This is a genomic window from Bradyrhizobium sp. CW1 (assembly GCF_023100665.1).
Taxonomy (GTDB): Bacteria; Pseudomonadota; Alphaproteobacteria; order Rhizobiales; family Xanthobacteraceae; genus Bradyrhizobium; species Bradyrhizobium canariense_D.
Genome location: NZ_CP064684.1, coordinates 5,849,941 through 5,870,708, shown reverse-complemented (window position 1 = coordinate 5,870,708; position 20,768 = coordinate 5,849,941). Strand labels below are relative to the sequence as shown.

The 20,768-nt window shown below is 64.1% G+C and carries 20 protein-coding genes; 11 read left to right on the top strand and 9 right to left on the bottom strand.

Going from position 1 to position 20,768, the window contains the following annotated elements; translation table 11 throughout:
- Positions 1 to 137 precede the first annotated feature (137 nt).
- From ribB to IVB54_RS28555, 3 genes are all read left to right on the top strand, one after another.
- Complete coding sequence (ribB, locus tag IVB54_RS28565) at positions 138 to 1,214, top strand: 3,4-dihydroxy-2-butanone-4-phosphate synthase (protein WP_018456228.1); 1,077 nt, start codon at positions 138 to 140, stop codon at positions 1,212 to 1,214.
- A 160-nt stretch (positions 1,215 to 1,374) separates the two neighbouring features.
- Positions 1,375 to 2,589 carry an acyl-CoA dehydrogenase gene (locus IVB54_RS28560; RefSeq protein WP_007594720.1) on the top strand — a complete coding sequence of 405 codons (1,215 nt, stop codon included), beginning with the start codon at positions 1,375 to 1,377 and terminating at the stop codon, positions 2,587 to 2,589.
- 149 nt (positions 2,590 to 2,738) lie between these two features.
- Positions 2,739 to 3,662, top strand: a complete 924-nt coding sequence (locus IVB54_RS28555) for an MBL fold metallo-hydrolase (RefSeq protein ID WP_085352554.1) — start codon at positions 2,739 to 2,741, stop codon at positions 3,660 to 3,662.
- 7 nt (positions 3,663 to 3,669) lie between these two features.
- On the opposite strand, the gene IVB54_RS28550 is transcribed toward IVB54_RS28555, so the two are convergent.
- Complete coding sequence (locus tag IVB54_RS28550) at positions 3,670 to 4,524, bottom strand: DUF1499 domain-containing protein (RefSeq protein WP_018456230.1); 855 nt, start codon at positions 4,522 to 4,524, stop codon at positions 3,670 to 3,672.
- Positions 4,525 to 4,766: 242 nt separating this feature from the next.
- Positions 4,767 to 6,395 (bottom strand): fatty-acid--CoA ligase, encoded by a 1,629-nt coding sequence (locus tag IVB54_RS28545; RefSeq protein ID WP_018456231.1) that lies wholly within the window; start codon positions 6,393 to 6,395, stop codon positions 4,767 to 4,769.
- Positions 6,396 to 6,460: 65 nt separating this feature from the next.
- Here IVB54_RS28545 and IVB54_RS28540 point away from each other — a divergent pair, with 65 nt between their 5' ends.
- Complete coding sequence (locus IVB54_RS28540) at positions 6,461 to 7,597, top strand: extensin family protein (RefSeq protein ID WP_247363551.1); 1,137 nt, start codon at positions 6,461 to 6,463, stop codon at positions 7,595 to 7,597.
- Between the two features lie 37 nt (positions 7,598 to 7,634).
- On the opposite strand, the gene IVB54_RS28535 is transcribed toward IVB54_RS28540, so the two are convergent.
- A complete protein-coding gene (locus IVB54_RS28535) occupies positions 7,635 to 8,321 on the bottom strand; it encodes a L,D-transpeptidase (RefSeq protein WP_018456233.1) in 687 nt (228 codons plus the stop codon).
- A 334-nt stretch (positions 8,322 to 8,655) separates the two neighbouring features.
- Between IVB54_RS28535 and IVB54_RS28530 the strand changes: the two genes are divergently transcribed.
- The gene (locus IVB54_RS28530; protein WP_018456234.1) at positions 8,656 to 9,633 is read left to right on the top strand and encodes a magnesium transporter CorA family protein; all 978 of its coding nucleotides are present in this window, start codon (positions 8,656 to 8,658) and stop codon (positions 9,631 to 9,633) included.
- A 611-nt stretch (positions 9,634 to 10,244) separates the two neighbouring features.
- Here the strand turns inward: IVB54_RS28530 and IVB54_RS28525 are convergent.
- Positions 10,245 to 10,997, bottom strand: a complete 753-nt coding sequence (locus IVB54_RS28525) for an SDR family oxidoreductase (RefSeq protein WP_026233115.1) — start codon at positions 10,995 to 10,997, stop codon at positions 10,245 to 10,247.
- A 97-nt stretch (positions 10,998 to 11,094) separates the two neighbouring features.
- Positions 11,095 to 11,736 (bottom strand): pyridoxamine 5'-phosphate oxidase, encoded by a 642-nt coding sequence (gene pdxH / locus IVB54_RS28520; protein ID WP_018456236.1) that lies wholly within the window; start codon positions 11,734 to 11,736, stop codon positions 11,095 to 11,097.
- Positions 11,737 to 11,849: 113 nt separating this feature from the next.
- On the opposite strand from pdxH, the gene IVB54_RS28515 reads away from it, so the two are divergent.
- Positions 11,850 to 12,257 (top strand): RT0821/Lpp0805 family surface protein, encoded by a 408-nt coding sequence (locus IVB54_RS28515; protein ID WP_018456237.1) that lies wholly within the window; start codon positions 11,850 to 11,852, stop codon positions 12,255 to 12,257.
- A gap of 109 nt (positions 12,258 to 12,366) precedes the next feature.
- Positions 12,367 to 13,332, top strand: a complete 966-nt coding sequence (locus IVB54_RS28510) for a J domain-containing protein (protein WP_018456238.1) — start codon at positions 12,367 to 12,369, stop codon at positions 13,330 to 13,332.
- A 328-nt stretch (positions 13,333 to 13,660) separates the two neighbouring features.
- On the opposite strand, the gene IVB54_RS28505 is transcribed toward IVB54_RS28510, so the two are convergent.
- Positions 13,661 to 14,431 (bottom strand): anti-sigma factor, encoded by a 771-nt coding sequence (locus tag IVB54_RS28505; RefSeq protein WP_085352549.1) that lies wholly within the window; start codon positions 14,429 to 14,431, stop codon positions 13,661 to 13,663.
- Positions 14,432 to 14,537: 106 nt separating this feature from the next.
- Positions 14,538 to 15,026 carry a sigma-70 family RNA polymerase sigma factor gene (locus IVB54_RS28500; RefSeq protein ID WP_007594679.1) on the bottom strand — a complete coding sequence of 163 codons (489 nt, stop codon included), beginning with the start codon at positions 15,024 to 15,026 and terminating at the stop codon, positions 14,538 to 14,540.
- Positions 15,027 to 15,198: 172 nt separating this feature from the next.
- Here IVB54_RS28500 and fabI point away from each other — a divergent pair, with 172 nt between their 5' ends.
- The 4 genes from fabI to IVB54_RS28480 all read left to right on the top strand — a co-directional run bounded on the left by fabI (position 15,199) and on the right by IVB54_RS28480 (position 19,153).
- On the top strand, positions 15,199 to 16,014 hold the full coding sequence (gene fabI, locus IVB54_RS28495; RefSeq protein WP_026233116.1) for an enoyl-ACP reductase FabI: 816 nt from the start codon (positions 15,199 to 15,201) through the stop codon (positions 16,012 to 16,014).
- Positions 16,015 to 16,028: 14 nt separating this feature from the next.
- The gene (locus IVB54_RS28490) at positions 16,029 to 16,628 is read left to right on the top strand and encodes a histidine phosphatase family protein (RefSeq protein ID WP_018456242.1); all 600 of its coding nucleotides are present in this window, start codon (positions 16,029 to 16,031) and stop codon (positions 16,626 to 16,628) included.
- A 165-nt stretch (positions 16,629 to 16,793) separates the two neighbouring features.
- Positions 16,794 to 17,882, top strand: coding sequence for a chorismate synthase (gene aroC, locus IVB54_RS28485; protein ID WP_018456243.1), 1,089 nt, complete (start codon positions 16,794 to 16,796; stop codon positions 17,880 to 17,882).
- Positions 17,883 to 17,962: 80 nt separating this feature from the next.
- Positions 17,963 to 19,153, top strand: a complete 1,191-nt coding sequence (locus tag IVB54_RS28480; RefSeq protein ID WP_018456244.1) for an adenylate/guanylate cyclase domain-containing protein — start codon at positions 17,963 to 17,965, stop codon at positions 19,151 to 19,153.
- A gap of 44 nt (positions 19,154 to 19,197) precedes the next feature.
- Here the strand turns inward: IVB54_RS28480 and IVB54_RS28475 are convergent, their stop codons facing one another.
- Positions 19,198 to 20,367: an HWE histidine kinase domain-containing protein gene (locus IVB54_RS28475; RefSeq protein ID WP_026233117.1), complete on the bottom strand. Its 1,170-nt coding sequence runs from the start codon at positions 20,365 to 20,367 to the stop codon at positions 19,198 to 19,200.
- A gap of 61 nt (positions 20,368 to 20,428) precedes the next feature.
- Positions 20,429 to 20,680: a hypothetical protein gene (locus tag IVB54_RS28470; RefSeq protein WP_026233118.1), complete on the bottom strand. Its 252-nt coding sequence runs from the start codon at positions 20,678 to 20,680 to the stop codon at positions 20,429 to 20,431.
- Between the last annotated feature and the right edge of the window lie 88 nt (positions 20,681 to 20,768).

The following is a 20,768-nucleotide window of genomic DNA, read 5'->3' as shown; positions in this document are numbered from 1 at the left end:
TCTCACCGGGCTTAGGCCCGACGCGAGCCGCCCGTCGGGCAGGGCTGCGGTCCGGCATATGCGGTTGCGCCGGGGACACTAGCGCCCCGGCTCAAGTCCGGCTAAGCCTCCGGGCCATAACCGATAGAGATTGGGAAATGCCGGATAACGTCCAGGAAGTCTTGCAGGCCTTTGCCCGGGGTGAGCTCGTGGTCGTCACCGACGACGAAGACCGCGAGGGCGAGGGCGATCTGATCGTCGCCGCCTCGTTCTGCACCGCCGAGAAGATGGCGTTCATCATCCGCCACACCTCCGGCATCGTTTGCGCCCCGATCACCAGCGAAGATGCGCGCCGCCTGCGGCTCGATCCGATGGTGGCCCACAACGACTCAGCGCACACCACCGCATTCACGGTCTCGATCGACTACAAGCCCGACGGCGGCACCGGCATCTCGGCCGAGGAGCGCGCCTCGTGCTGCCGCGCGCTGTCCAATCCCAATGCCGGCGCCAACGACTTCGCCCGTCCCGGTCACATCTTCCCGCTGATCGCCAAGGACGGCGGCGTGCTGCTGCGCTCCGGCCATACCGAGGCCGCGGTCGACCTGTGCAAGCTCTCCGGCCTGCCGCCGGTCGGCGTCATCAGCGAGTTGATGAACGACGACGGCAGCGTGATGAAGGGCGAGCAGGTCGCCCGCTTCGCCGCCCAGCACAAGCTCAAGCACGTCACCATCGCCGACATGATCGCCTACCGCCAGGTGCGCGAGAAACTGATCGAGCGGGTCTCGACCTTCGTCACCGAGAGCCCGATCGGGCCGCTGCAGGGCTATGCCTACCGCTCGCCGTTCGATTCCATCGCCCATGTCGCCTTCGTCTACAACGGCGTCGGCGACGGCAAGAACGTCCTGACACGCTTTCACAAGCCGAACATCGTCAAGGACATCTTCACCGGCCACAAGCGCATGGCGGCGGTGCTCGAGCACTTCAAGAAATCGGGCCGTGGCGTTCTGGTCTATCTGCGCGACGGTGCGGCCGGTGTCCCTGTGGCGCCGCTGCCCGATGAGAGCGCGACCGAGGCCGACCGCAACCGCCAGTGGCGCGAAGTCGGCGTCGGTGCACAGATCCTGCGCGATCTCGGCGTCACCTCGATCCGGCATCTCACCTCCTCGGTGCACGACTACAAGGGCCTTTCGGGCTTCGGCATCGAGATCGTCGCCAACGAGCTACTCGAAAGCTAGCGCTGTTATCCAGGGGTGCGCGAAGCGCATCCCCCGAGGCGCGCCTCGCGGGTCCCCGGGAATCACGCAGACCCGTACATCTGCAACGCAATTGCACTTGTTGCCGCGGCGCTTTACTTTGTCGGGCAAATTTTGACGGAACCAGACGAAAGGACGTTTCATGACCGCGCGCCCTCAGGCCAAGGACAAGCCGGCTTCGGCTTCTTTCCAGTGGGACGATCCGTTCCTGCTCGACGAGCAGCTCACCGAAGACGAGCGCATGGTGCGCGACACCGCGCGCGCCTACGCCCAGGACAAGCTGCTGCCGCGCGTCGCCAAGGCCTATCTCGAAGAGAAGACGGATCGCGAGATCTTCAACGAGATGGGCGAACTCGGCCTGATCGGCATCACGTTGCCGGAGGAATATGGCTGTGCCAATGCAGGCTATGTCGCCTATGGTCTGGTCGCGCGCGAGATCGAGCGGGTCGATTCCGGCTACCGCTCGATGAACTCGGTGCAGTCCTCGCTGGTGATGTATCCGATCTACGCCTATGGCGACGAGAACCAGCGCAAGAAGTACCTGCCGAAGCTCGCCAGCGGCGAGTGGGTCGGCTGCTTCGGGCTGACCGAGCCTGATGCCGGCTCCGATCCGGCCGGCATGAAAACGCGCGCCGAGAAGGTGTCGGACGGCTATCGCCTGACCGGCAGCAAGATGTGGATCTCGAACGCGCCGATCGCCGACGTGTTCGTGGTCTGGGCCAAGTCGGCCGCGCACGACAACCAGATCCGCGGCTTCGTGCTGGAGAAGGGCATGAAGGGCCTGTCGGCACCGAAGATCGGCGGCAAGCTGTCGCTTCGCGCCTCCATCACCGGCGAGGTCGTGATGGACGGTGTCGTGGTTCCGGAAGACGCGCTGCTGCCCAACGTCTCCGGCCTGAAAGGCCCGTTCGGCTGCCTCAACCGCGCCCGCTACGGCATTTCCTGGGGTGTGCTCGGCGCGGCCGAGGACTGCATGCACCGCGCCCGCCAGTATACGCTCGACCGCAAGCAGTTCGGCAAGCCGCTCGCCGCGACCCAGCTCGTGCAGAAGAAGCTCGCGGACATGCAGACCGAGATCGCGCTGGGCCTTCAGGGCTCGCTGCGCGTCGGTCGCCTGATGGACGAGGGCAAGTTCGCTCCCGAGATGATCTCGATCATGAAGCGCAACAATTGCGGCAAGGCGCTCGACATCGCCCGCGTCGCGCGCGACATGCACGGCGGCAACGGCATCTCGATCGAGTATCACGTGATGCGCCACGTCCATAACCTCGAGACCGTCAACACCTACGAGGGCACCCACGACGTCCACGCCCTGATCCTGGGCCGCGCGATCACGGGCATTCAGGCGTTTTTCTGAGCAAACCGCCCCAGTGTGGAATGCGACTGAACTCTCCAATCGCGTCATGGCCGGGCTTGTCCCGGCCATCCACGTCTTAGACCACGCGAAGAACGTGGATGCCCGGCACGAGGCCGGGCATGACGAAGTCAGCAAGGTACGAGCAAGCCATGTCCGACAACGACGACGTCCCGTTCAACCGCGACTTTCCGCTGAAGCCCGGCATCGTCGAGGAAGTCCGCCCCGGCGTGCGGCGCGTGCTCTGTAACAATCCGAGTCCGTTCACTTTCACCGGCACGGTCAGCTACATCGTGGGCCGGGGCAACGTCGCGATCATCGATCCCGGTCCGGACGACGAGGCGCATGCGGCGGCGCTGCTCGATGCCGTCAGCGGCGAGACGGTGAGCCATATCTTCGTCACCCACACCCACCGCGACCATTCGCCGAACACCGCGCGGATCAAGCGGTCGACCGGCGCGCCAGTTTACGCCGAAGGCCCGCACCGCGCCTCGCGCCCGCGCTTCGAGAGCGAGAAGCACAACCCGGAATCCGGCGCCGACCGCGACTTCGCGCCCGATATCAGGATCGGCCATGGCGACGTGGTCGAAGGAGATGGCTGGCGGCTCGAGGCCGTGGCGACACCCGGCCATACCGCCAACCACCTCGCTTTTGCCTGGCCCGAGCGAAAATTCAACTTCGTCGGCGATCACGTGATGGGATGGTCGACCTCGATTGTGGCCCCGCCCGACGGCTCGATGATCGACTACATGGAATCGCTGGATCGTCTCGCCGCGCGCGAGGAGGATGTGTATTTCTCCGGTCACGGCCCCGAAATTCCAGAAGGCCCGCGCTTCGTGCGCTTCCTGATCCGTCACCGCAAGGCGCGCGAGGCCTCCATCCTGCACCGCCTTGCGAAGGGCGAGACCGACATCCCGACCATGGTCCGGGCGATCTATATCGGCATCGATCCGAGGCTCACCACCGCGGCGGGCTATTCCGTGCTGGCGCATCTGGAAGACCTGGTCGCCCGCGGCGTGGTGGCGACGGACGGCGATCCCGTGATCGGCGGGACCTATCGGATGGCGAACGCTTAGCCTTCCGTCACTTCTTCACCGTCTTTGCCGGCGCCTTCGGCGGCGCCACCGGCGTCTTCTTCACCGGTTTGAGTGCGTCGGCATCGGCGGCGGTGTTGAGATCGTCGATGAATTTCTTCACGCGTGCGGCGTTGCTGCCGAGGTCGCTCTCGAAATAGCGCGAGGCGGAGCGGATATCGACGCGGGAATCCTCGCCGTCGGGCACGACCCGGATGGCGATGTCCTCGCGGAAACCCATGATCGGTGAGCGCGCCACCGCCTCGATGCGGCCGATGCGGCGCGGGGGCTGCGGCGCGCGCTCGTCGATGATCAACCATTTGCGCTTGTTGACCAGCTGAAGCGCGATCGCATAGGCGCGGTCGACTGAAATCTCGAGCTCGATCGGCTCGATATCGGGATAGAATTGACGCTGCTGCTCGGCCGAATAGAGGCCGGCATACACAGCGGTATTGGCACCATCGCCGGTGCGCAGGCGGGCCAGCGCGTCGAAGCGCGGCGGGTCGATCGGGTCGGTGGTGATGTCGTGGATCGCCGGCAGCTTGCGGTATTGCAGGCCGAGATAAGCGGGATAGGCGAGGATCGCGCCGTCGATCAGGAACGCAAGCAGGATGCGCGCCATGCCGCGCGAGCCGTTCTGCCAGATCGCGGCGAAGCCGGCGAGCCCGAACAGGATCGAGAGCGCGGCAATCCCGAGCCCGCCGAAGAAGGTCGCGAGCGCCGGCTTCATCTCCAGGAAGCCGAACCGGACGATGATGATCGAGACCACCACCGCTACCAGGGCGAACACGGCCAGATTGCGCGCCCAGCTCGCGAGGCTGGACACGGGCTCCGACTGGTAGGGAGCGGAAAACCTGCGGGCCATCGGGTCAGCTCTGCCGGGATCTTGGGGACGGTGCCGGCCGATCTGGCACGACGATGGGCCGTTGAGACCACGGCCGGCGGGCAAATTCAAGAGTTCCGCAGAAGGCTGCATCGTCATGGCCGGGCTTGACCGGCCATTCACGTCTTTTTGCCATGAGGACGCGGATGTCCGGGCCGTCGCCGCGCCGAAGGGGCTTTGACCCCGCAGGCGGGACGAAGCCCGGGCACGACGTCCGAGATGGCCTACGCCGCCGCGTTCGGGAAGCGGTATTCCCTAAACTGATCGCGCAGCGCGGTCTTCAGGATCTTGCCCGTCGCCGTGTGGGGTATGCCGTCGACAAAGGCAACGTCGTCGGGCATCCACCATTTGGCGATCTTGCCATCCATGAACTTCAGGATGTCCTCGCGGCTGGCCTGCTGGCCCTGCTTGAGCTGCACGATCAGCAGCGGACGCTCGTCCCATTTGGGATGGAACACGCCGATCACGGCGGCTTCCGCCACGGCGGGATGGCCGACGGCGAGGTTTTCCAGCTCGATCGAGGAGATCCACTCGCCGCCGGACTTGATCACGTCCTTGGAGCGGTCGGTGATCCGCATGTAGCCGGCTTCGTCGATGGTCGCGACGTCTCCGGTGTCGAAGAAGCCGTCCTCGTCGAGAATATCAGTGTCGACCCGGTAATAGGCCTTGGCGACGGCCGGGCCGGCGACCTTGAGGCGGCCGAAGGTCGTGCCATCCCACGGCAGCTCCTTGCCCGCATCGTCGGTGATCTTCATCTCGACGGCGAAGGGCGCGTAGCCCTGCATCTGGAGCACGTCGAGCCGCGCCTCGCCGATCGCATTCTGGAACGGCGGCTTCAGCGCCGCGACGCTGCCGATCGGGCTCATCTCGGTCATGCCCCAGGCGTGGCGGACGTTCGAGCCCATGTCGAGGAAGGCCTTGATCATCGAGCGCGGCATCGCCGAGCCGCCGCAGATCACCATCTTCAGGTCCGGCAGCTTCAGATTGTTGGCGGTCATGTGCTGGAGCAGCATCAGCCAAACCGTGGGCACGCCGGCGGTATGCGTCACCCTCTCGGTCGAGAGCAGCTCATAGACCGAGGCGCCGTCGAGCTTGGCGCCCGGCATCACGAGCTTGGTGCCCTGCGAGGGTGCGGAGAAGGCGATGCCCCAGCTGTTGGCGTGGAAGAGCGGCACCACGGGGAGCATGGTCTCGGAGGCGCTGGTACCGAGCGCGTCGACATTGTTGGCCATCATCGCGTGCAGCACGTTGGAGCGATGCGAATACAGCACGCCTTTGGGATCGCCGGTGGTGCCCGATGTGTAGCACATCGCGGCCGCCGTGTTCTCGTCAAAGTCCTTCCATTTAAACTTGCCGTCGGCCTCCGCGATCCAGTCCTCGTAGGCGACCACGTTCTTCAGCGTCGTCTGCGGCATGTGCGCCTTGTCGGTGAGCACGACGTAGCGTTCCACGCTTGTCAGCTTGTCGGCGATCTTCTCCAGGACCGGAACGAACGTGATGTCGGTCATCACGATGCGGTCCTGCGCATGGTTGATGATCCAGGCGATCTGCTCGGGGAAAAGGCGGGGATTGACGGTATGGCAGATGGCGCCGATCCCCATGATGCCGTACCAGACCTCAAGATGGCGCCAGGTGTTCCAGGCGATCGTTGCGACACGGTCGCCGAGCTTGATGCCGTCGCGCTCCAGCATCTGCGAGACCTTGAGCGCGCGCTTGTGGATATCGGCATAGGTGGTGCGATGGATCGGTCCCTCGACCGAGCGCGTCACGACCTCCTGCTTGCCATGAATCTTGGCGGCGTGTTCGATGATCCTGTGGCAGAGCAGGGGCCAGTCTTGCATCAAACCAAGCATTCCGTCGTTCCTCCGAGAAGCCGCTGGGCGGATTGTCGCTCTCAGCGTTGGGCCAAAGAATTGTCATGAGTTTTAGCCTGCCCGCCTTTCGCCGCAAATGGTCTTGTCGCGGCTATATGTCCGTCGGCGCGGCAATGGTTACCGTCGCGCTCGGGCTCGCGGATCGGGCAGAGGCGCGCAAATATGGGTCCCCGCTGGACATCTTTGGTATTGCTGCACCACGGCCGCGCGCCACGGTTCATTCTGCCAATATCTCTGGCAGGATCCCGCTCCCAAAACCTCGCCCCGAGGAGGCCCCCAAGGGGTCGGCTAAGGCATCGGACGAGGCTCCTGCGGAGACCGGCGGCAAGCCTTCCGCGGAAAAGCCTTCCGCGGACAAACCAGGCGCCACCAAGCCCGCCGAGGCGGCGCCGCCGCCCGAGAAGCAGGCCTCGGCGTGCCGCCTCGCGCTGACCGAGGAGATCGCGATCGCGCCTTCGATCCCGGATATCCGCGGCCCCGGCGCCTGTGGCGGCGAGGATCTGGTGCGGCTCGAGGCCATCGTGCTGCCGGACAAGCGCAAGGTGGCGGTCAAGCCGGCGGCGATCCTCCGCTGCACCATGGCATCCGCAATCGCCGATTGGGTGCGCAAGGACGTGGTGCCGCTGGCCGCGAGCCTCGGCTCGACCATCAGCGATCTCGACAATTTCGACAGCTTCGAGTGTCGCGGCCGCAACCGCGTCGTCGGCGCCATGCTGTCCGAGCACGGCAAGGCCAATGCGATCGATGTGCGCGCCATCAAGCTCGCTAACGGGCAGTCGATCGGCCTGACCGACCGCACCATGCCGCGCGAGGTGCGCGAGCGCGTGCTGCATTCGGTCTGCTCGCGCTTTTCGACCGTGCTCGGCCCCGGCTCGGATTGGTACCACGAGGACCATATCCATCTCGATCTCGCGCAGCGGCGCAACGACTACCGGATCTGCCAGTGGAACGTCTGGGATCCGCTGCCGCAGGTTGCCCCGCTGCTGCCGGCGGAACGGCCCGAGGAGGCGCCGCCGCGTGAGGTCGCGGCCAAACCCGAAGCGAAGCCCGAGGCCAAGCCCGAGACGAAGCAAGGAATTGACGACGAGGCGGCGGAGACATCGGCTGCCTCTGCGGACAAGCCGGCGGCCGACGGCCACAAAGCCCGGCCGCACAAGCCGGCAACAAAAAAGCGCCGGTGAGACCGGCGCTTTTGAATGTCAGAGATCAGGTACCTGATCAGTAGCTGCCCGCCTGGCCAGTTTGGCTGCCGCCGAGCGCAAGCCGTGAATTGTAGGGCGAGTCGCCATGCTTGGGCTCGAGCACCACAACGAGGGTGCCGACCTTGACGCGATCATAGAGGTCGATCGCGTCCTCGTTGGTCAGGCGGATGCAGCCCGACGAGATCGACGCGCCGATATATTCCGGCTGGTTGGTGCCGTGAATGCGGAACAATGTGTCCTTGCCGCCCGAGTAGAGATACATCGCGCGGGAGCCCATTGGATTGTCCGGACCGGGGGCGACGAAGGTGGGCACGCCCAGGCGCGAAATTTCGCCGGGGGTGGGGTGCCAGGCCGGCCACTCGGTCTTGCTGCCCACCTTGGCGATGCCCGACCAAGCCATGGCTTCTTCACCGACGGTGATGCCGTAGCGGATCGCCTTGCCGCCATCCAGAACGTAGTAGAGGTAATGGTTGTCGGAATCGACCACGATCGAGCCCGGCGATTCCTTGCGGTGGTACTCAACGATGGCGCGGCGGAACGGCTCTGCGACCGGGGTGTTCTCGTACCGAACCTTGGCAAGGAGTTCCTTGTCCTTCGGCTTGAAGGCCTTGGTGTCGGTCGCTTCAAAATGCGTGGCCTGCATGCAGCCCGACAGCATCAGGCCAGCGGCCAAAATACCCAGCGTAACTTTCAGCGACGACATGATTTGGTTCCAATCGACAACAACAAGCTTCGTGGAGCTTGAGTAAGCCCAATTCCACGATTCCGTTGGCCCCATTATCGTTGAAATCTGCCACAATTCCAGCCTCACGACGCTTCTCCCGCGCTGCAAGACCTTACCTGTGGCTTTTCTGCCGCAAGTTTTGCGGGCCAGAGCCGGTTTTTGGGCAAAACGGTCGTATGTGTCGATTCCGTGCCACAGTTGGGCCATGCCGTCGCCACAAATGCAAACGCTCGTTAATGTGCTTGTCATCATCAACTTGTCAGAATCGCGCTAAGCGCTGTCAGTCTGTCGCAGGCCCCTGCTGGAGTTGTGCATGTTTTCTGTGTTCGTTCCCTTCGAGTCCTCCCTCAAGAAGGCCGTCATCGAGGATCTCGCAGCAGTCCCGGAGCATGCGGTCTGGATCGACCTGGTCAACCCCACCGCGGCCGAGGACAAAGCCGTCGAGAAGCTCTCGGGGATCGCAATCCCGACCCGGGAGGACATGCAGGAGATCGAGATCTCGAGCCGCCTCTATATGGAGAACGGCGCGCGCTACATGACCGCGACGCTGATGTGCCAATCCGATACCGATATGCCGAGGACCACGGCGGTCACGTTCATTCTGGGCGACCACCGCCTGGTAACGGTGCGCTATGACCAGCCCAAGCCCTTTGCGCTGGTCGAGGCCAAGCTGGCCCGTTCCTGCACACCGGCCATCACCGGCGAGATGGTGCTGATGGAGCTGCTCGATGCCGTGATCGACCGCTGCGCCGACATCCTGGAGCGCTGCGGCGCCGAGATCGATCAGGTCTCCCATGACATTTTCGAGCCGGAGAGCGAGCGCCACGGTCACGCCAAGCAATATTCGCAAATCCTGATCTCGATCGGCCGCAAGGGCGATCTGACCTCCAAGGTTCGCGAGAGCCTGGTCTCGATCGGCCGCGTCGTCGCCTTCCTTTCCGCGGTGGTGGAGGGCGTGAAATGGTCGAAGGACATGCGCGAGCAGCTCAAGACCATGCAGCGTGACGTCGTCTCGCTGACCGATCATGCCTCCTATCTCTCCAGCAAGATCACCTTTGTGCTCGACGCCATGCTCGGCGTCGTCAATCTCGAGCAGAACAACATCATCAAGCTGTTTTCGGTCATGGCGGTTGTCCTGATGCCGCCGACGCTGATCGCCTCGATCTACGGCATGAACTTCAAGTCGATGCCGGAACTCGAATGGGTGCACGGTTATCCGTTCGCGCTGGTGCTGATGCTGATTGCGGCGATCGTTCCGTACTGGATCTTCAAGTGGAAGAAGTGGCTGTAATAGTGACCGAGACCTTACGCCGGACGCAGAGACACAGTGTCTGGTGTCGCAGAATAGAGCGGGATTGCGGCCGCACGGCGATGTGTGCTCGCCGCCCCAATTCCTCCGGTAAAATTTGAGCGGTGGGCTGAACGTTTGCGCGAAACTTGTCTGCGATAAGGAGCAGGTAAGCCGCGAGGAACAGCCATGGTTGAAAAACACATAACGACGCCCCCCAACGTCATCGATCTGGCGAGCTATCGCCACGTCGCGACGAGCGGCAAGGCGTCGTCGATGTCGGCGCGCATGTGCCGGCACTGTGGTGCTCCGCTGCTCGACGGCGAGAACGACGACGATTGCTCGACTGCAATCAGCACGGCCGCTCCGCAGCCACGCGAGAGGTCACGTCGGATTCGACTCGATTGAGGAACGGAAAGCTAAGGGCGATCCAGGTCTTGCGGCGGCGTTGTCTGGATCGCCTTGCTTCTCCGGCGTAATTTCCAACATCATCATTGCGAGGAGCTCGCGACAAAATTGCGAAGCAATTTTGCACTGAAGCGACGAGGCAATCCAGACTGTCCTCACCGAGGCAGTCTGGATTGCTTCGCTTGCGCTTGCAATGACGCGGTAGCCTACACGTGCTGGCCGCCGTTGATGTGGATCTCGGCGCCGTTGACGTAAGAACTGGTGTCCGTGCACAGCACGTAGATGATCTTGGCGACCTCGTCCGGTGTGCCGAGCCGGTGCATCGGGATCTGCTGGTCGACGATCTTCTCGGTGCCCGGCGACAGGATCGAGGTGTCGATCTCGCCCGGCGCGATCGCGTTGACGCGCACGCCGACGCGGCCGAAGTCGGAGGCCATTTCGCGCGTCAGGGACGCCAGCGCGGCCTTCGAGGTGGCGTAGGCCGCGCCCGCGAAGGGATGCACGCGCGAGCCCGCGATCGAGGTGACGTTCACGACAGAGCCCTTGGCCGCCTTCAATTCCTCGATCAGCCCGCGCGCCATCATGATCGGCGCGAAGAAGTTGACATTGAACACGTGCGTCCAGGTGTCGAGGTCGGTGTCGATCGAGCCGAGCCTGGAGCCGCCGGCCCCCTTCGGCGAGATCGCGGCGTTGTTGACCAGCGCATGCAGCATGCCGCCTTCGAGACGGTCGCGGATGTCGGAGATCGCGCGCGTGGTATCTGCGGGGGTGGCGAGGTCGACCTGGATATGGTCCTCAGGGCCCGCGTCCCAGGGACAATCCTCCGGGAACGGATGCCGCGAGCAGGTGATCACGCGCCAGCCGGCCGAGGAGAAACGGATCACGGTGGCATGGCCGATGCCGCGGCTCGCCCCGGTCAGGAGCAGCGTACGGCGCGGCGCATTGGACGACTGCGGCATGGACATCTTTCAGGCTGGAGCATGATCCGGACCCGGAGGGCCGCGTTAGCGCAAACTGTGCAGCGGTTTTCCGAAGGGATCATTCTCGAACAAAATTCTAGGGATACATTCGCGTCTTGGACCATTTCTGGCCGGCCGCGTCACGGCGAAATTCAATGCGGTCGTGCAGGCGGAACGGGCGGTCGTGCCAGAACTCGATACGCGACGGTGTTATACGCCAGCCGCTCCAGCCCGGCGGACGCGGCACCTTGCCGATCATGTGCTTGGCGGCGACCTTGGCGATCGCCTGCTCGAAAGCGAAGCGGCTCTCGAGCTCCTGCGACTGCTTGCTCGCCCAGGCGCCGATCTGCGCCTGCTTGGGACGGGTGGCGAAATAGGCGTCGGCTTCGGCCTCGGTCACCGGCGTCACGTTGCCGCGGATGCGGACCTGACGGCGCAGCGACTTCCAGTGAAAAAGTAACGCCGCCTTAGGATTTGCGGCGAGTTCGCGGCCCTTCTGGCTGGCGATGTGGCTGTAGAAGACGAAACCATCGGTATCGAAGCCCTTCATCAGCACCATGCGCACGTCCGGCAGGCCGTCGGGATCGACGGTCGCGAGCGCCATGGCGTTCGGATCGTTCGGCTCGCTCTTGATGGCTTCGTTCAGCCAGGCCTCGAACAGCGCAAACGGCTCGTCGGCGGCGGTGAAATCACCGGATGTTAAGGGTGTCTGGTGTTTCATCGAGGTCGTGTCGGTCATGTCTGGGGTCCGAGTTGCGTCCTGCGGTCCAAAACGCGTTGTTGTCTGCTACCGCCCTATATAGGGTATGGGGACGCGTTGGCCTATCGGCGATCCGGCCGTTCGGCTTCGTCATGACGATCATTCTGATCGGACTCGGCACCGGCGGTTGCAGCTTTTCCCGCAACGACAAGAGTGCCTACGCCAAGGCCGATGACAGCGACCTTACCGGCTCGATCGCAATGCCGGCCAGGGTGGCGGCACCGACAGAGACCGATCTCGCCTTCGCCCGCAACGCCGCCTCCGACGTGCTCAGCAAGAACGATAAGGATTCCAGCCAGCATTGGGAGAATCCGGAAACCGGGGCGCGCGGTTCGGTCACGCCGATCGCGCAATCCTATGCCGCCGAGGACGGCCGCAAGTGCCGCGACTTCCTGGCGAGCTACGTCAATGGCAGCACCGAAAGCTGGCTCCAGGGCGCGGGCTGCCAAAGCAGCCGTGGCAGTTGGGAGATTCATACGCTAAAGCCGTGGCGGAGCTAGGAATCGCTTCACCAGGCTAGTTGCAAAAATACCACTCGCCCCCCACATGAGGCTCAGTTGGGGCGGGGAGCCCTTTGAACAATTCGATTTCTTGAAGGAGACGTGACGGATGCGCGACCCCTATGAGGTCTTGGGGGTGCCGCGGAGCGCCAACGCTGCCGCGATCAAGAGCGCCTATCGCAAGCTTGCCAAGAAGCACCATCCCGACAGCAACAAGAACGACCCGAAGGCGGCCGAGCGCTTCGCTGAGCTCAATACGGCCAATGAGATCCTCGGCGACGAGGACAAGCGCAAGCAATTCGACCGCGGCGAGATCGACGCCGACGGCAAGCCGCGCTTCCAGGGTTTTCCGGGCGGCGGCGGTGGGCCGCGCGGGCGCGCGGGTCCCGGCGGGTTCGAGAGCTATACGTTCCGCGGTGGCGGCGCGGGCCCTGGTCCGGGCGGCGGCGCGTTCGAGGACATCCTCAACAGCATGTTCGGAGGAGGGCCGCGTCCGCGCCCAGGGGCCGGCGGCGGTGCCCAGTTCGAATTCGACACCGGCGGGATCGGGCTCGATCTCGACGTCAATGTCGCCATGACCGTCTCGCTGGAGGAGGCGGTGAAGGGCGGCGAGAAGCGCGTCCGGCTGCCGAACGGCAAGGAGCTCAACGTCAAGATTCCGGCCGGCGTGACCGAAGGCCAGCAGATCCGGTTGCGGGGGCAGGGCGAGAGCGCTCAGGGCCATCCGCCGGGCGATCTCCTGATCACGATCGGCATCGCGCAGCATCCGTTCTTCAAGATCGAGGGCGCCGATCTCAGGATCGACCTGCCGGTCACGCTCTACGAGGCGGTGCTTGGCGGCAAGGTCCGCGTGCCCACCCTCGGCAATGCCGTGGAGCTTTCGGTTCCGCAAAACACCTCCAGCGGCCGGACCTTCCGCCTCAAGGGCAAAGGATTGCCAAAAACTGGTGGAACCGGGGATCTCTTCGTCACCGTCAGGATTATGCTACCGGACGGGAACGACGCCGAGCTTGAAGCATTGATGGAAAAGTGGCGGGAGCAGCGCCCCTACAATCCACGTAGCGGGCTTGGCTAAGTGTGATCCGGAAAGTGTGAGGGGTTCTCCTAAAGACTGAGAGCGTCGTGCATCGAGATGATGCTCATCATATGCCCGAGGCGTGGTAGCCCTTCTTGGCTCACGTGCTCGACGTGTCGGCTGTCCGGCGGGGCAGCCGATAAAAAGGTGCGGCCTCGAGAGGGGGACCAGCGCGGTACCAAAAACCCCAATCGAGGCCGCCCGCGTCGATCGGCGGATCGAACGCTGCTCATTTTCGCGTGATCATCCGGTGCGATAATGAGACGCGCCGATGTCTTCATTCCAAATTTTCAATGTCGGAATCGAGGCACCGCGTTTGCGTGGTTGTCTAGGTGCCGCTTTTCTCTGCTTGGTCGTAGACCGCCTGCGCCACTTTGGTCAGCCGGTCCCGGTCGCCGCCACCGCTGACGACGTAGCCGACGCCGCGCTCCGACCAGAACAGCGCCCCGTCCTTGTCCGTTCTGGCATACCGCATCTGCGTCGCGCCATTCTCGGTCTTGGCGGTGTAGATCGTGTACCGCTCGCCCGAGGCGCCCTCATACATCAGGAACGACGCCGGGCCGTTCGGCCCCGGCAAGAGCCGGCCGCCGACGAGCTTTAGTCCACTCGCCTCCAGGTTCGGAGCAAACACGGTCCAGCCGCAGCGTCTGGTCAGCCAGGCCTGGAGGTGGTCGCGCTCGTTGCCGCCGACCTCGACGGGATGGCGAACCTCGACGACATAGAGGCGGTGGGCGTCGAGTGCGTCGGTCGTAAAGCTCTGGAAAGTCGAGGGCGCGTTGGCGGCACCGTGCGCCAGCCAGCCGGCGGTGCCGCCGGCCATGAAGGCCACCAGCACAGCCGCGGCGGCGCCATAGAGCCAGTGCCGCGGGCGGCGCTCCAGCCGTTCGAGCTCGAGCCGCGCCGGCACCGGCTCCTGGGCGACGGAATCGTAGCGGGCGTGCAGCATCTCGGCCATGGCGCGCCAGGACTGCACGCGCTCGCCATCCTCGGGCTGCGCGGCAAGCCAGGCCTCGACATCGGCGCGGCGCTCGGCCGGCAGCTCGCCGTCAACATAGGCGTGCAGTTCGTCCTCGGTCACTGGGATCTTGCGGTCGTTCATATCGATCGTCTCTGGCTCTGCGGCCCAAAATGTTCTTCGTGGTTCAACTGCGCCGCTTCCCGCGCCATGCAGGAGAAACGACCGGCGCGATGCATCAATCCTGCCATCATTTCACCCGCCTGAGCGCCGGGCGCTCGCCCTCCAGCGAGGCTTTGACGTGGGCGCGGGCGCGTGCCAGGCGCGACATCACGGTGCCGATCGGCACGCCCTGGATGTCGGCGACCTCGCGGTAGCTCATGCCCTCCAGCATCACCAGGAGCAGCACCGAGCGTTGCTCCTCGACGAGCGTCGCCAGCGCCCTCTCGATATCGCGCCCTTCGGCTTCGGTCCCGCTGGCATCCGGGTTGTTCTCCGTCAGCTGCATGAATTGCGGCCGTCGTGCCAGCGAACGCCGCCGGTTCTTGTTGAGGTTGGTCAGGATCGTATAGAGCCAGCTCCTGACGTCGCCTCCGAGGAACAGACGCTCCGAACGCAGCGCCCGCACCAGCGTATCCTGCACCAGATCGTCGGCCGCATCCGCCTCGCGCGTGAGCGCGCGGGCGTAGCGGCGCAACGCCGGGATCATGGCTTCAACACTCTGGCGAAACGCACTCATTGCGGTCTTGACGTCCTGATGTCGGCGCGAGCGCCACAACGATCATAACACCCGAGCGGAACGGCTATTCCGGCGCTTGAAACAGCGTTAACGCCGCGTATTAGGACTGTACCGCAACGGAGGGCTGGTGTACCTCCAAACCTCACCGGGAGCTCGACGGGACGTTAGCAAAATGGCGCAGAATTCAGGTCTGATGCAGGGCAAGCGGGGCGTGGTCCTCGGCGTTGCCAACAACCGCTCGATCGCCTGGGGCATTGCCAAGGCATGCCACGCGGCCGGCGCGGAGCTTGCCTTCACCTATCAGGGCGATGCGCTGAAGAAGCGCGTCGAGCCGCTCGCCGCCGAGATCGGCGGGCTCGTGCTCGGCCATTGCGACGTCACCGATGCTGCGACCATCGATGCGGCCTTCGCGGTGCTGAAGGAGAAGTGGGGCAAGATCGACTTTCTGGTGCATGCGATCGCCTATGGCGAGCAACTCGACGGCCGCTACGTCGACACCACGCAGGAGAATTTTTCGAAATCCCTGCTGATCTCCTGCTATTCGTTCACGGCGGTGGCGCAGCGCGCCGAGAAGCTGATGACCGACGGTGGCTCGCTCATCACGCTCAGCTATTACGGCGCCGAGAAGTGGATGCCGCATTACAACGTCATGGGCGTCGCGAAAGCGGCGCTCGAAGCGAGCGTGCGTTATCTCGCCGTCGATCTCGGTGAGAAGAATATCCGCGTCAACGCGATCTCCGCGGGGCCGATCAAGACCCTCGCGGCGTCCGGTATCGGCGATTTCAGATATATCCTGAAGTGGAACGAGGCCAACGCACCGCTGCGGCGCAACGTCTCCACGGAAGACGTCGGCGGCAGCGCTCTGTATTTCCTCTCCGACCTCTCGCGCGGCGTCACCGGCGAGGTGCACCACGTCGATTCCGGCTATCACGTGCTCGGCATGAAGCGCCCGGAAGCGCCGGACATTTCGTTCGGCGGGAAGGACTAACTTTTCACCCAGCAATGCCTGTGCCCACGATTTATTACCTTCGCCACGGCGAGACCGAGTGGAATGCGCTCGGGAGGCTTCAGGGCATCAAGGACATTCCGCTGAACGCACGCGGTCGCGGTCAGGCGGTGCAGGCCGGCGGCATTCTCGCCGATCTCTTCAAGCGCGAGGGCCGCGACAAGGCCGCATTACCCTACGTGTCGAGTCCGCTTGGCCGCGCACGAGAGACCATGGAACTGGCGCGGAGCAAGCTCGAACTGCCGACTGCGGGCTATACGCTCGACGATCGCCTGCGTGAGATCGGCTACGGCACCTGGGAGGGACTGACGCTGGCCGAGAGCGAGGCCTCCGATCCCGACATCTACGCCCGGCGCCTCGCCGACAAATGGACGGTGGGCCCCGCGGGCGGAGAGACCTACGCCGATGTGCAGGTCCGCGTGCGCGCTTGGTACGACCAACTCCGGACCGACACCGTCGCGGTCGCCCATGGTGGGACCTGCCGGGCCCTGATGGTTTCACTCGGCCTGGAGACGCCGGCGAGCGCCGCCGAACTTTATATCGAGCAGGGCGCCGTCTACGTGTTCCGCGACGGGCGGTTGGAGAAGTTTAGTTAAGCCGGTTCGCTTGCGCGTCCTGCGCCGTCATGCCCGGGGCGCCCTTTTGCGCTTGTGGGCCAAGAACGTGGATGGCGGGACAAGCCCGGCCATGACGACCGTGTAGGCATTTGACCCCAATTTCAGGGCGAGTTAAGTCAGCACTGACTTACGAGCTAGATACGGATGTCCTTCAACACCTTCGGCCACATGTTCCGCGTCACGACCTTCGGCGAGAGCCATGGGGTGGCGATCGGCTGCGTGGTCGACGGCTGCCCGCCCATGATCCCGCTCGTCGAGGCCGACATCCAGGGTGATCTTGATCGCCGCCGACCCGGCCAGTCGCGCTTCACGACCCAGCGTCAGGAGCCGGACCAGGTCAAGATCCTCTCCGGCGTGATGGCGCATCCGGAGACCGGCGTGCAGGTGACGACGGGCACGCCGATCGGGCTCCTGATCGAGAACACCGACCAGCGCTCAAAAGACTATTCCGAGATCAAGGACAAGTTTCGGCCTGGCCACGCTGACTTTACCTATGAAGCGAAGTACGGCCTGCGCGACTATCGCGGCGGCGGCCGCTCCTCGGCGCGCGAGACCGCGACGCGCGTCGCCGCCGGCGCGATCGCTCGAAAGGTGCTGCCCGATGTGAAGGTGCGCGGCGCGCTGGTGCAGATGGGGCCACACAAGATCGACCGCGCGAAATGGGACTGGGACGAGATCGCGAAAAACCCGTTCTTCTGTCCGGACAAGGACAAGGCCGCGTTCTTCGAGACCTATCTCGACGGCATCCGCAAGAGCGGCTCCTCGATCGGCGCGGTGATCGAGGTCGTCGCCGAAGGTGTGCCGGCTGGCCTTGGCGCCCCGATCTACGCCAAGCTCGATGCCGAGCTCGCCGCCGCAATGATGAGCATCAATGCGGTGAAGGGCGTCGAGATCGGCGCCGGCTTCGGCGCGGCCGAACTCACCGGGGAAGAGAATGCCGACGAGATGCGCACGGGCAATGACGGCACGCGTTTTCTGTCCAACCACGCTGGTGGCGTGCTGGGCGGCATCTCCACGGGGCAGCCGGTGGTGGTGCGTTTCGCCGTCAAGCCGACCTCGTCGATCCTGCAGCCGCGTCTCACCGTCGATCGCAACGGCGCCGACACCGAGATCATGACCAAGGGCCGCCACGATCCCTGCGTCGGCATCCGCGCCGTCCCCGTCGGCGAAGCCATGATGGCCTGCGTGTTGGCGGATCATTTCCTGCGCGACCGCGGCCAGGTCGGGCGCTAGCGTTCCGCAGGGCGCTTGTATCGCGCCACTAGTCCACCGCGCAGCTTGACGATCCCACAACTTCGTCCGCAAATGCGCGCATGGAAAGCTCCGAGCTCCAACGTATCACCAACTGGCTGATCGACGGCGCCTGGTCGTCGAAGGCCCCGGCCGAGATGACGGCCGAAGCCTGCGAACGGATGGTTGCAGCCGGTCTGCCGCTATGGCGGTTCGGCATCTTCATCCGCACGCTGCATCCCGAAATTTTCGGTCGCAACTTCATCTGGCGGGAAGGCGAGGAGGTCGAGATCGGCACGGTCGATTTCGAGATCCTGGAGACGCCGGAATTCGCCAGAAGTCCGCTGCGGGTCGTGTTCGAGCAGGGACTTGAGGTGCGGGGACGCATGGACGATCCCGGCAGCAAGCATTTCCCTTTTTTCGACGATATGCGTGCCGAAGGCGTAACCGACTACGTCGCGACGCCAATGCAGTTTCTCGACGGCTCGGTCCACGCGACGAGCTGGACAACGCGCCATCCAGGCGGCTTCACCGATGAACACATCGCGGCGATTCACACCATCGTCAAGCCGCTCGCGCGCATCACCGAGATCATCAGCCTGCGCCGCACCGCCGAGATGCTGCTCGACACCTATGTCGGCAATCGTGCCGGCGCGCGCATCCTTGGCGGTCAGATCCGCCGCGGCCACAACGACACCATGCAGGCTGCGATCTGGCTCTCCGATCTGCGCGGCTTCACGGCACTGTCGGACCGGCTGCCGGCCGAGACCGTGGTCGAGATCCTCAACCATTATTTCGACTGCCAGGTTGCCGCGATCCGCGGCCATGGCGGCGAGGTGCTGAAATTCATGGGCGACGGCCTGCTCGCGGTATTCCCGATCGACGAATATGTCGGCGATGCCGCGCATGTCTGCACGCGGGTGCTGGAGGCAGCGCGCGAATCTCGCGCCAGTGTCGAGGCGCTCGCGTATCCTGTCGGCGACGTCGTCGAGCGCTTCCGCTTCGGCGTGGCGCTCCACGTCGGCAACATCCTCTACGGCAATATTGGCGGCGGCAACCGCCTCGACTTCACCTGCATTGGCCCCGCGGTCAATCTTGCTGCGCGGCTGGAGAAGATCACGGGTCGCCTGGGGCGGACCGTCGTGGCCTCAGAAGGCTTCGCCAATGTCTGCCGCCACGACTGGCACGAGCTCGGCGAATTCCCGATCGCGGGCTTTTCCAAGGCGCAGCGCGTGTACGGGCTGACGGAGGAGACGCCGGTGGTGATGGCCTGAGGTCATCCTCGGATGTCCGCCGCCGTCAGCCTGGTGAGCAGAATTCAGGCGTTCGACGCCATCACCGACTTCAGCGGTACATCCAGCTGATAGACAAATCCGGACGGTTCGTAGGCCAGCCGCACCTGTCCGTTCAGTTGCTGGCCGAGCGACTCGATCATCCGGGTGCCGTAGCTCCGTCGTGTCGGCGGCGCCACCACGGGGCCGCCGCTTTCGCTCCACTTCAGGCGCAGCCTTTGCTCGATCTCGTCCACCGTCCATGCGATCTCGACATGTCCGGAGGAACTGGACAGTGCGCCGAACTTCGTCGTGTTGGTGCAGAGCTCGTTGAACGTCATCGCGAGCGCTATCACGGCACCGGATGTGATCCGGAGATCCGGCCCATTGAAATGGAATCGTCGACCTCCCTGACCGTCATAGGGATCGGTGGCGCCGCTCAGGGTATGAGTGAGGCTCGCATTGGACCAGCTGACCTGTATCAACAGGTCGTGGGCGCGCCCCAACGCCAGCAAGCGGCCATCCATGGCTTTTTGGCCTTGCTCGAGATTGATTGCGGCCCGGAAGCTCTGGGCTGCGATTGCGCTCACCGTCGCAAGCGTATTCTTGATGCGATGATGCAGCTCTCCGAGGATGAGCTTTTGCAACTTGTCGGCCGCCTCGCGTTCGTGGGCTTCGATGCCGGCTTGAGCGAGCAGGACCTTGGCGTCGGTGTCGGCCTGTTCCAGCAACAGGCGCAGATTGTCGTTCTCCGCCACCAGAACCGATTCCTGTGGCGATCGAGCAACCCCAAGGTTTTCCCCGGGATCCGTCGTTGTGGTCGGAAGGATTTTTAGCGCGCCCGCTCCGATCATCGTCTGCAACTGCGAGATCATTTCGTCGACGGCGAGCGGCTTGCGAAAGAAGCGGCTGTCCGCCGGCGTTTCGGTTTCAGACGGCTTTACCTGACCGGAGACCAGTACGATCTTGATGGCAGGCCAGCGATCGTGCACCGCGTGGGCCAGCTTCAGGCCGTCCATGGTCCCGGGCATCTGGATGTCGCTGAACAGAAGCGAGATGTCCGACCGCGACTCGAGGATCGAGATGGCTTCGTCGGCGTTGACGGCCTCCACAGGGCAGAAGCCTGCATCCTCTACGATATCGACCGCGCGCATGCGCAGGATCATCTCGTCTTCGACGACGAGAACGTTCGGCAAGGAGGTTGGGGGCGTTGACATCTGTGCACGACACTTTCCTGGATCATCCGACAAGCTCGGCCGGCGCTTTGCGATGGTTGGTCTAGCGGCGAGCCGTCACCAAACGAGCTTCATGAACCCTGACATCGGATTCACCCCGGCGCAGACACGATGCTTCGAAGTCCGGCCAGACCTGGCCCAGGCAATTCCGCGCCACCGGAAGGCTCGCCAGCCGGTCCGCCTTCGCCAAAGCAACGGTTTCGCGCGCTTTTACTTGCGGAGCAAAACCGGGCAGCACCATTACGGACACTCCGAGGAGCGCGAACATCGCGAACGCGACAAGAGATTTCATCATTTGGGCTGCTTTGGCTGTTGACCGCCCCGTTTCGTTTGGGGACGCTGTTATAACAACCAAGATGAAATATAGTTCATTTCATACAACT

Coding starts and splice junctions, on each gene's coding strand:
- IVB54_RS28490 (WP_018456242.1), top strand. CDS start 16,029: ATGCCTGTGCCCACGATTTATTACCTTCGCCACGGCGAGACCGAGTGG.
- IVB54_RS28470 (WP_026233118.1), bottom strand. CDS start 20,680: ATGATGAAATCTCTTGTCGCGTTCGCGATGTTCGCGCTCCTCGGAGTG.
- fabI (WP_026233116.1), top strand. CDS start 15,199: ATGGCGCAGAATTCAGGTCTGATGCAGGGCAAGCGGGGCGTGGTCCTC.
- IVB54_RS28540 (WP_247363551.1), top strand. CDS start 6,461: ATGAGTTTTAGCCTGCCCGCCTTTCGCCGCAAATGGTCTTGTCGCGGC.
- IVB54_RS28530 (WP_018456234.1), top strand. CDS start 8,656: ATGTTTTCTGTGTTCGTTCCCTTCGAGTCCTCCCTCAAGAAGGCCGTC.
- IVB54_RS28505 (WP_085352549.1), bottom strand. CDS start 14,431: ATGAACGACCGCAAGATCCCAGTGACCGAGGACGAACTGCACGCCTAT.
- IVB54_RS28515 (WP_018456237.1), top strand. CDS start 11,850: ATGACGATCATTCTGATCGGACTCGGCACCGGCGGTTGCAGCTTTTCC.
- IVB54_RS28555 (WP_085352554.1), top strand. CDS start 2,739: ATGTCCGACAACGACGACGTCCCGTTCAACCGCGACTTTCCGCTGAAG.
- IVB54_RS28500 (WP_007594679.1), bottom strand. CDS start 15,026: ATGAGTGCGTTTCGCCAGAGTGTTGAAGCCATGATCCCGGCGTTGCGC.
- ribB (WP_018456228.1), top strand. CDS start 138: ATGCCGGATAACGTCCAGGAAGTCTTGCAGGCCTTTGCCCGGGGTGAG.
- IVB54_RS28535 (WP_018456233.1), bottom strand. CDS start 8,321: ATGTCGTCGCTGAAAGTTACGCTGGGTATTTTGGCCGCTGGCCTGATG.
- pdxH (WP_018456236.1), bottom strand. CDS start 11,736: ATGACCGACACGACCTCGATGAAACACCAGACACCCTTAACATCCGGT.
- IVB54_RS28510 (WP_018456238.1), top strand. CDS start 12,367: ATGCGCGACCCCTATGAGGTCTTGGGGGTGCCGCGGAGCGCCAACGCT.
- IVB54_RS28560 (WP_007594720.1), top strand. CDS start 1,375: ATGACCGCGCGCCCTCAGGCCAAGGACAAGCCGGCTTCGGCTTCTTTC.
- aroC (WP_018456243.1), top strand. CDS start 16,794: ATGTCCTTCAACACCTTCGGCCACATGTTCCGCGTCACGACCTTCGGC.
- IVB54_RS28550 (WP_018456230.1), bottom strand. CDS start 4,524: ATGGCCCGCAGGTTTTCCGCTCCCTACCAGTCGGAGCCCGTGTCCAGC.
- IVB54_RS28480 (WP_018456244.1), top strand. CDS start 17,963: ATGGAAAGCTCCGAGCTCCAACGTATCACCAACTGGCTGATCGACGGC.
- IVB54_RS28525 (WP_026233115.1), bottom strand. CDS start 10,997: ATGCCGCAGTCGTCCAATGCGCCGCGCCGTACGCTGCTCCTGACCGGG.
- IVB54_RS28475 (WP_026233117.1), bottom strand. CDS start 20,367: ATGTCAACGCCCCCAACCTCCTTGCCGAACGTTCTCGTCGTCGAAGAC.
- IVB54_RS28545 (WP_018456231.1), bottom strand. CDS start 6,395: ATGCTTGGTTTGATGCAAGACTGGCCCCTGCTCTGCCACAGGATCATC.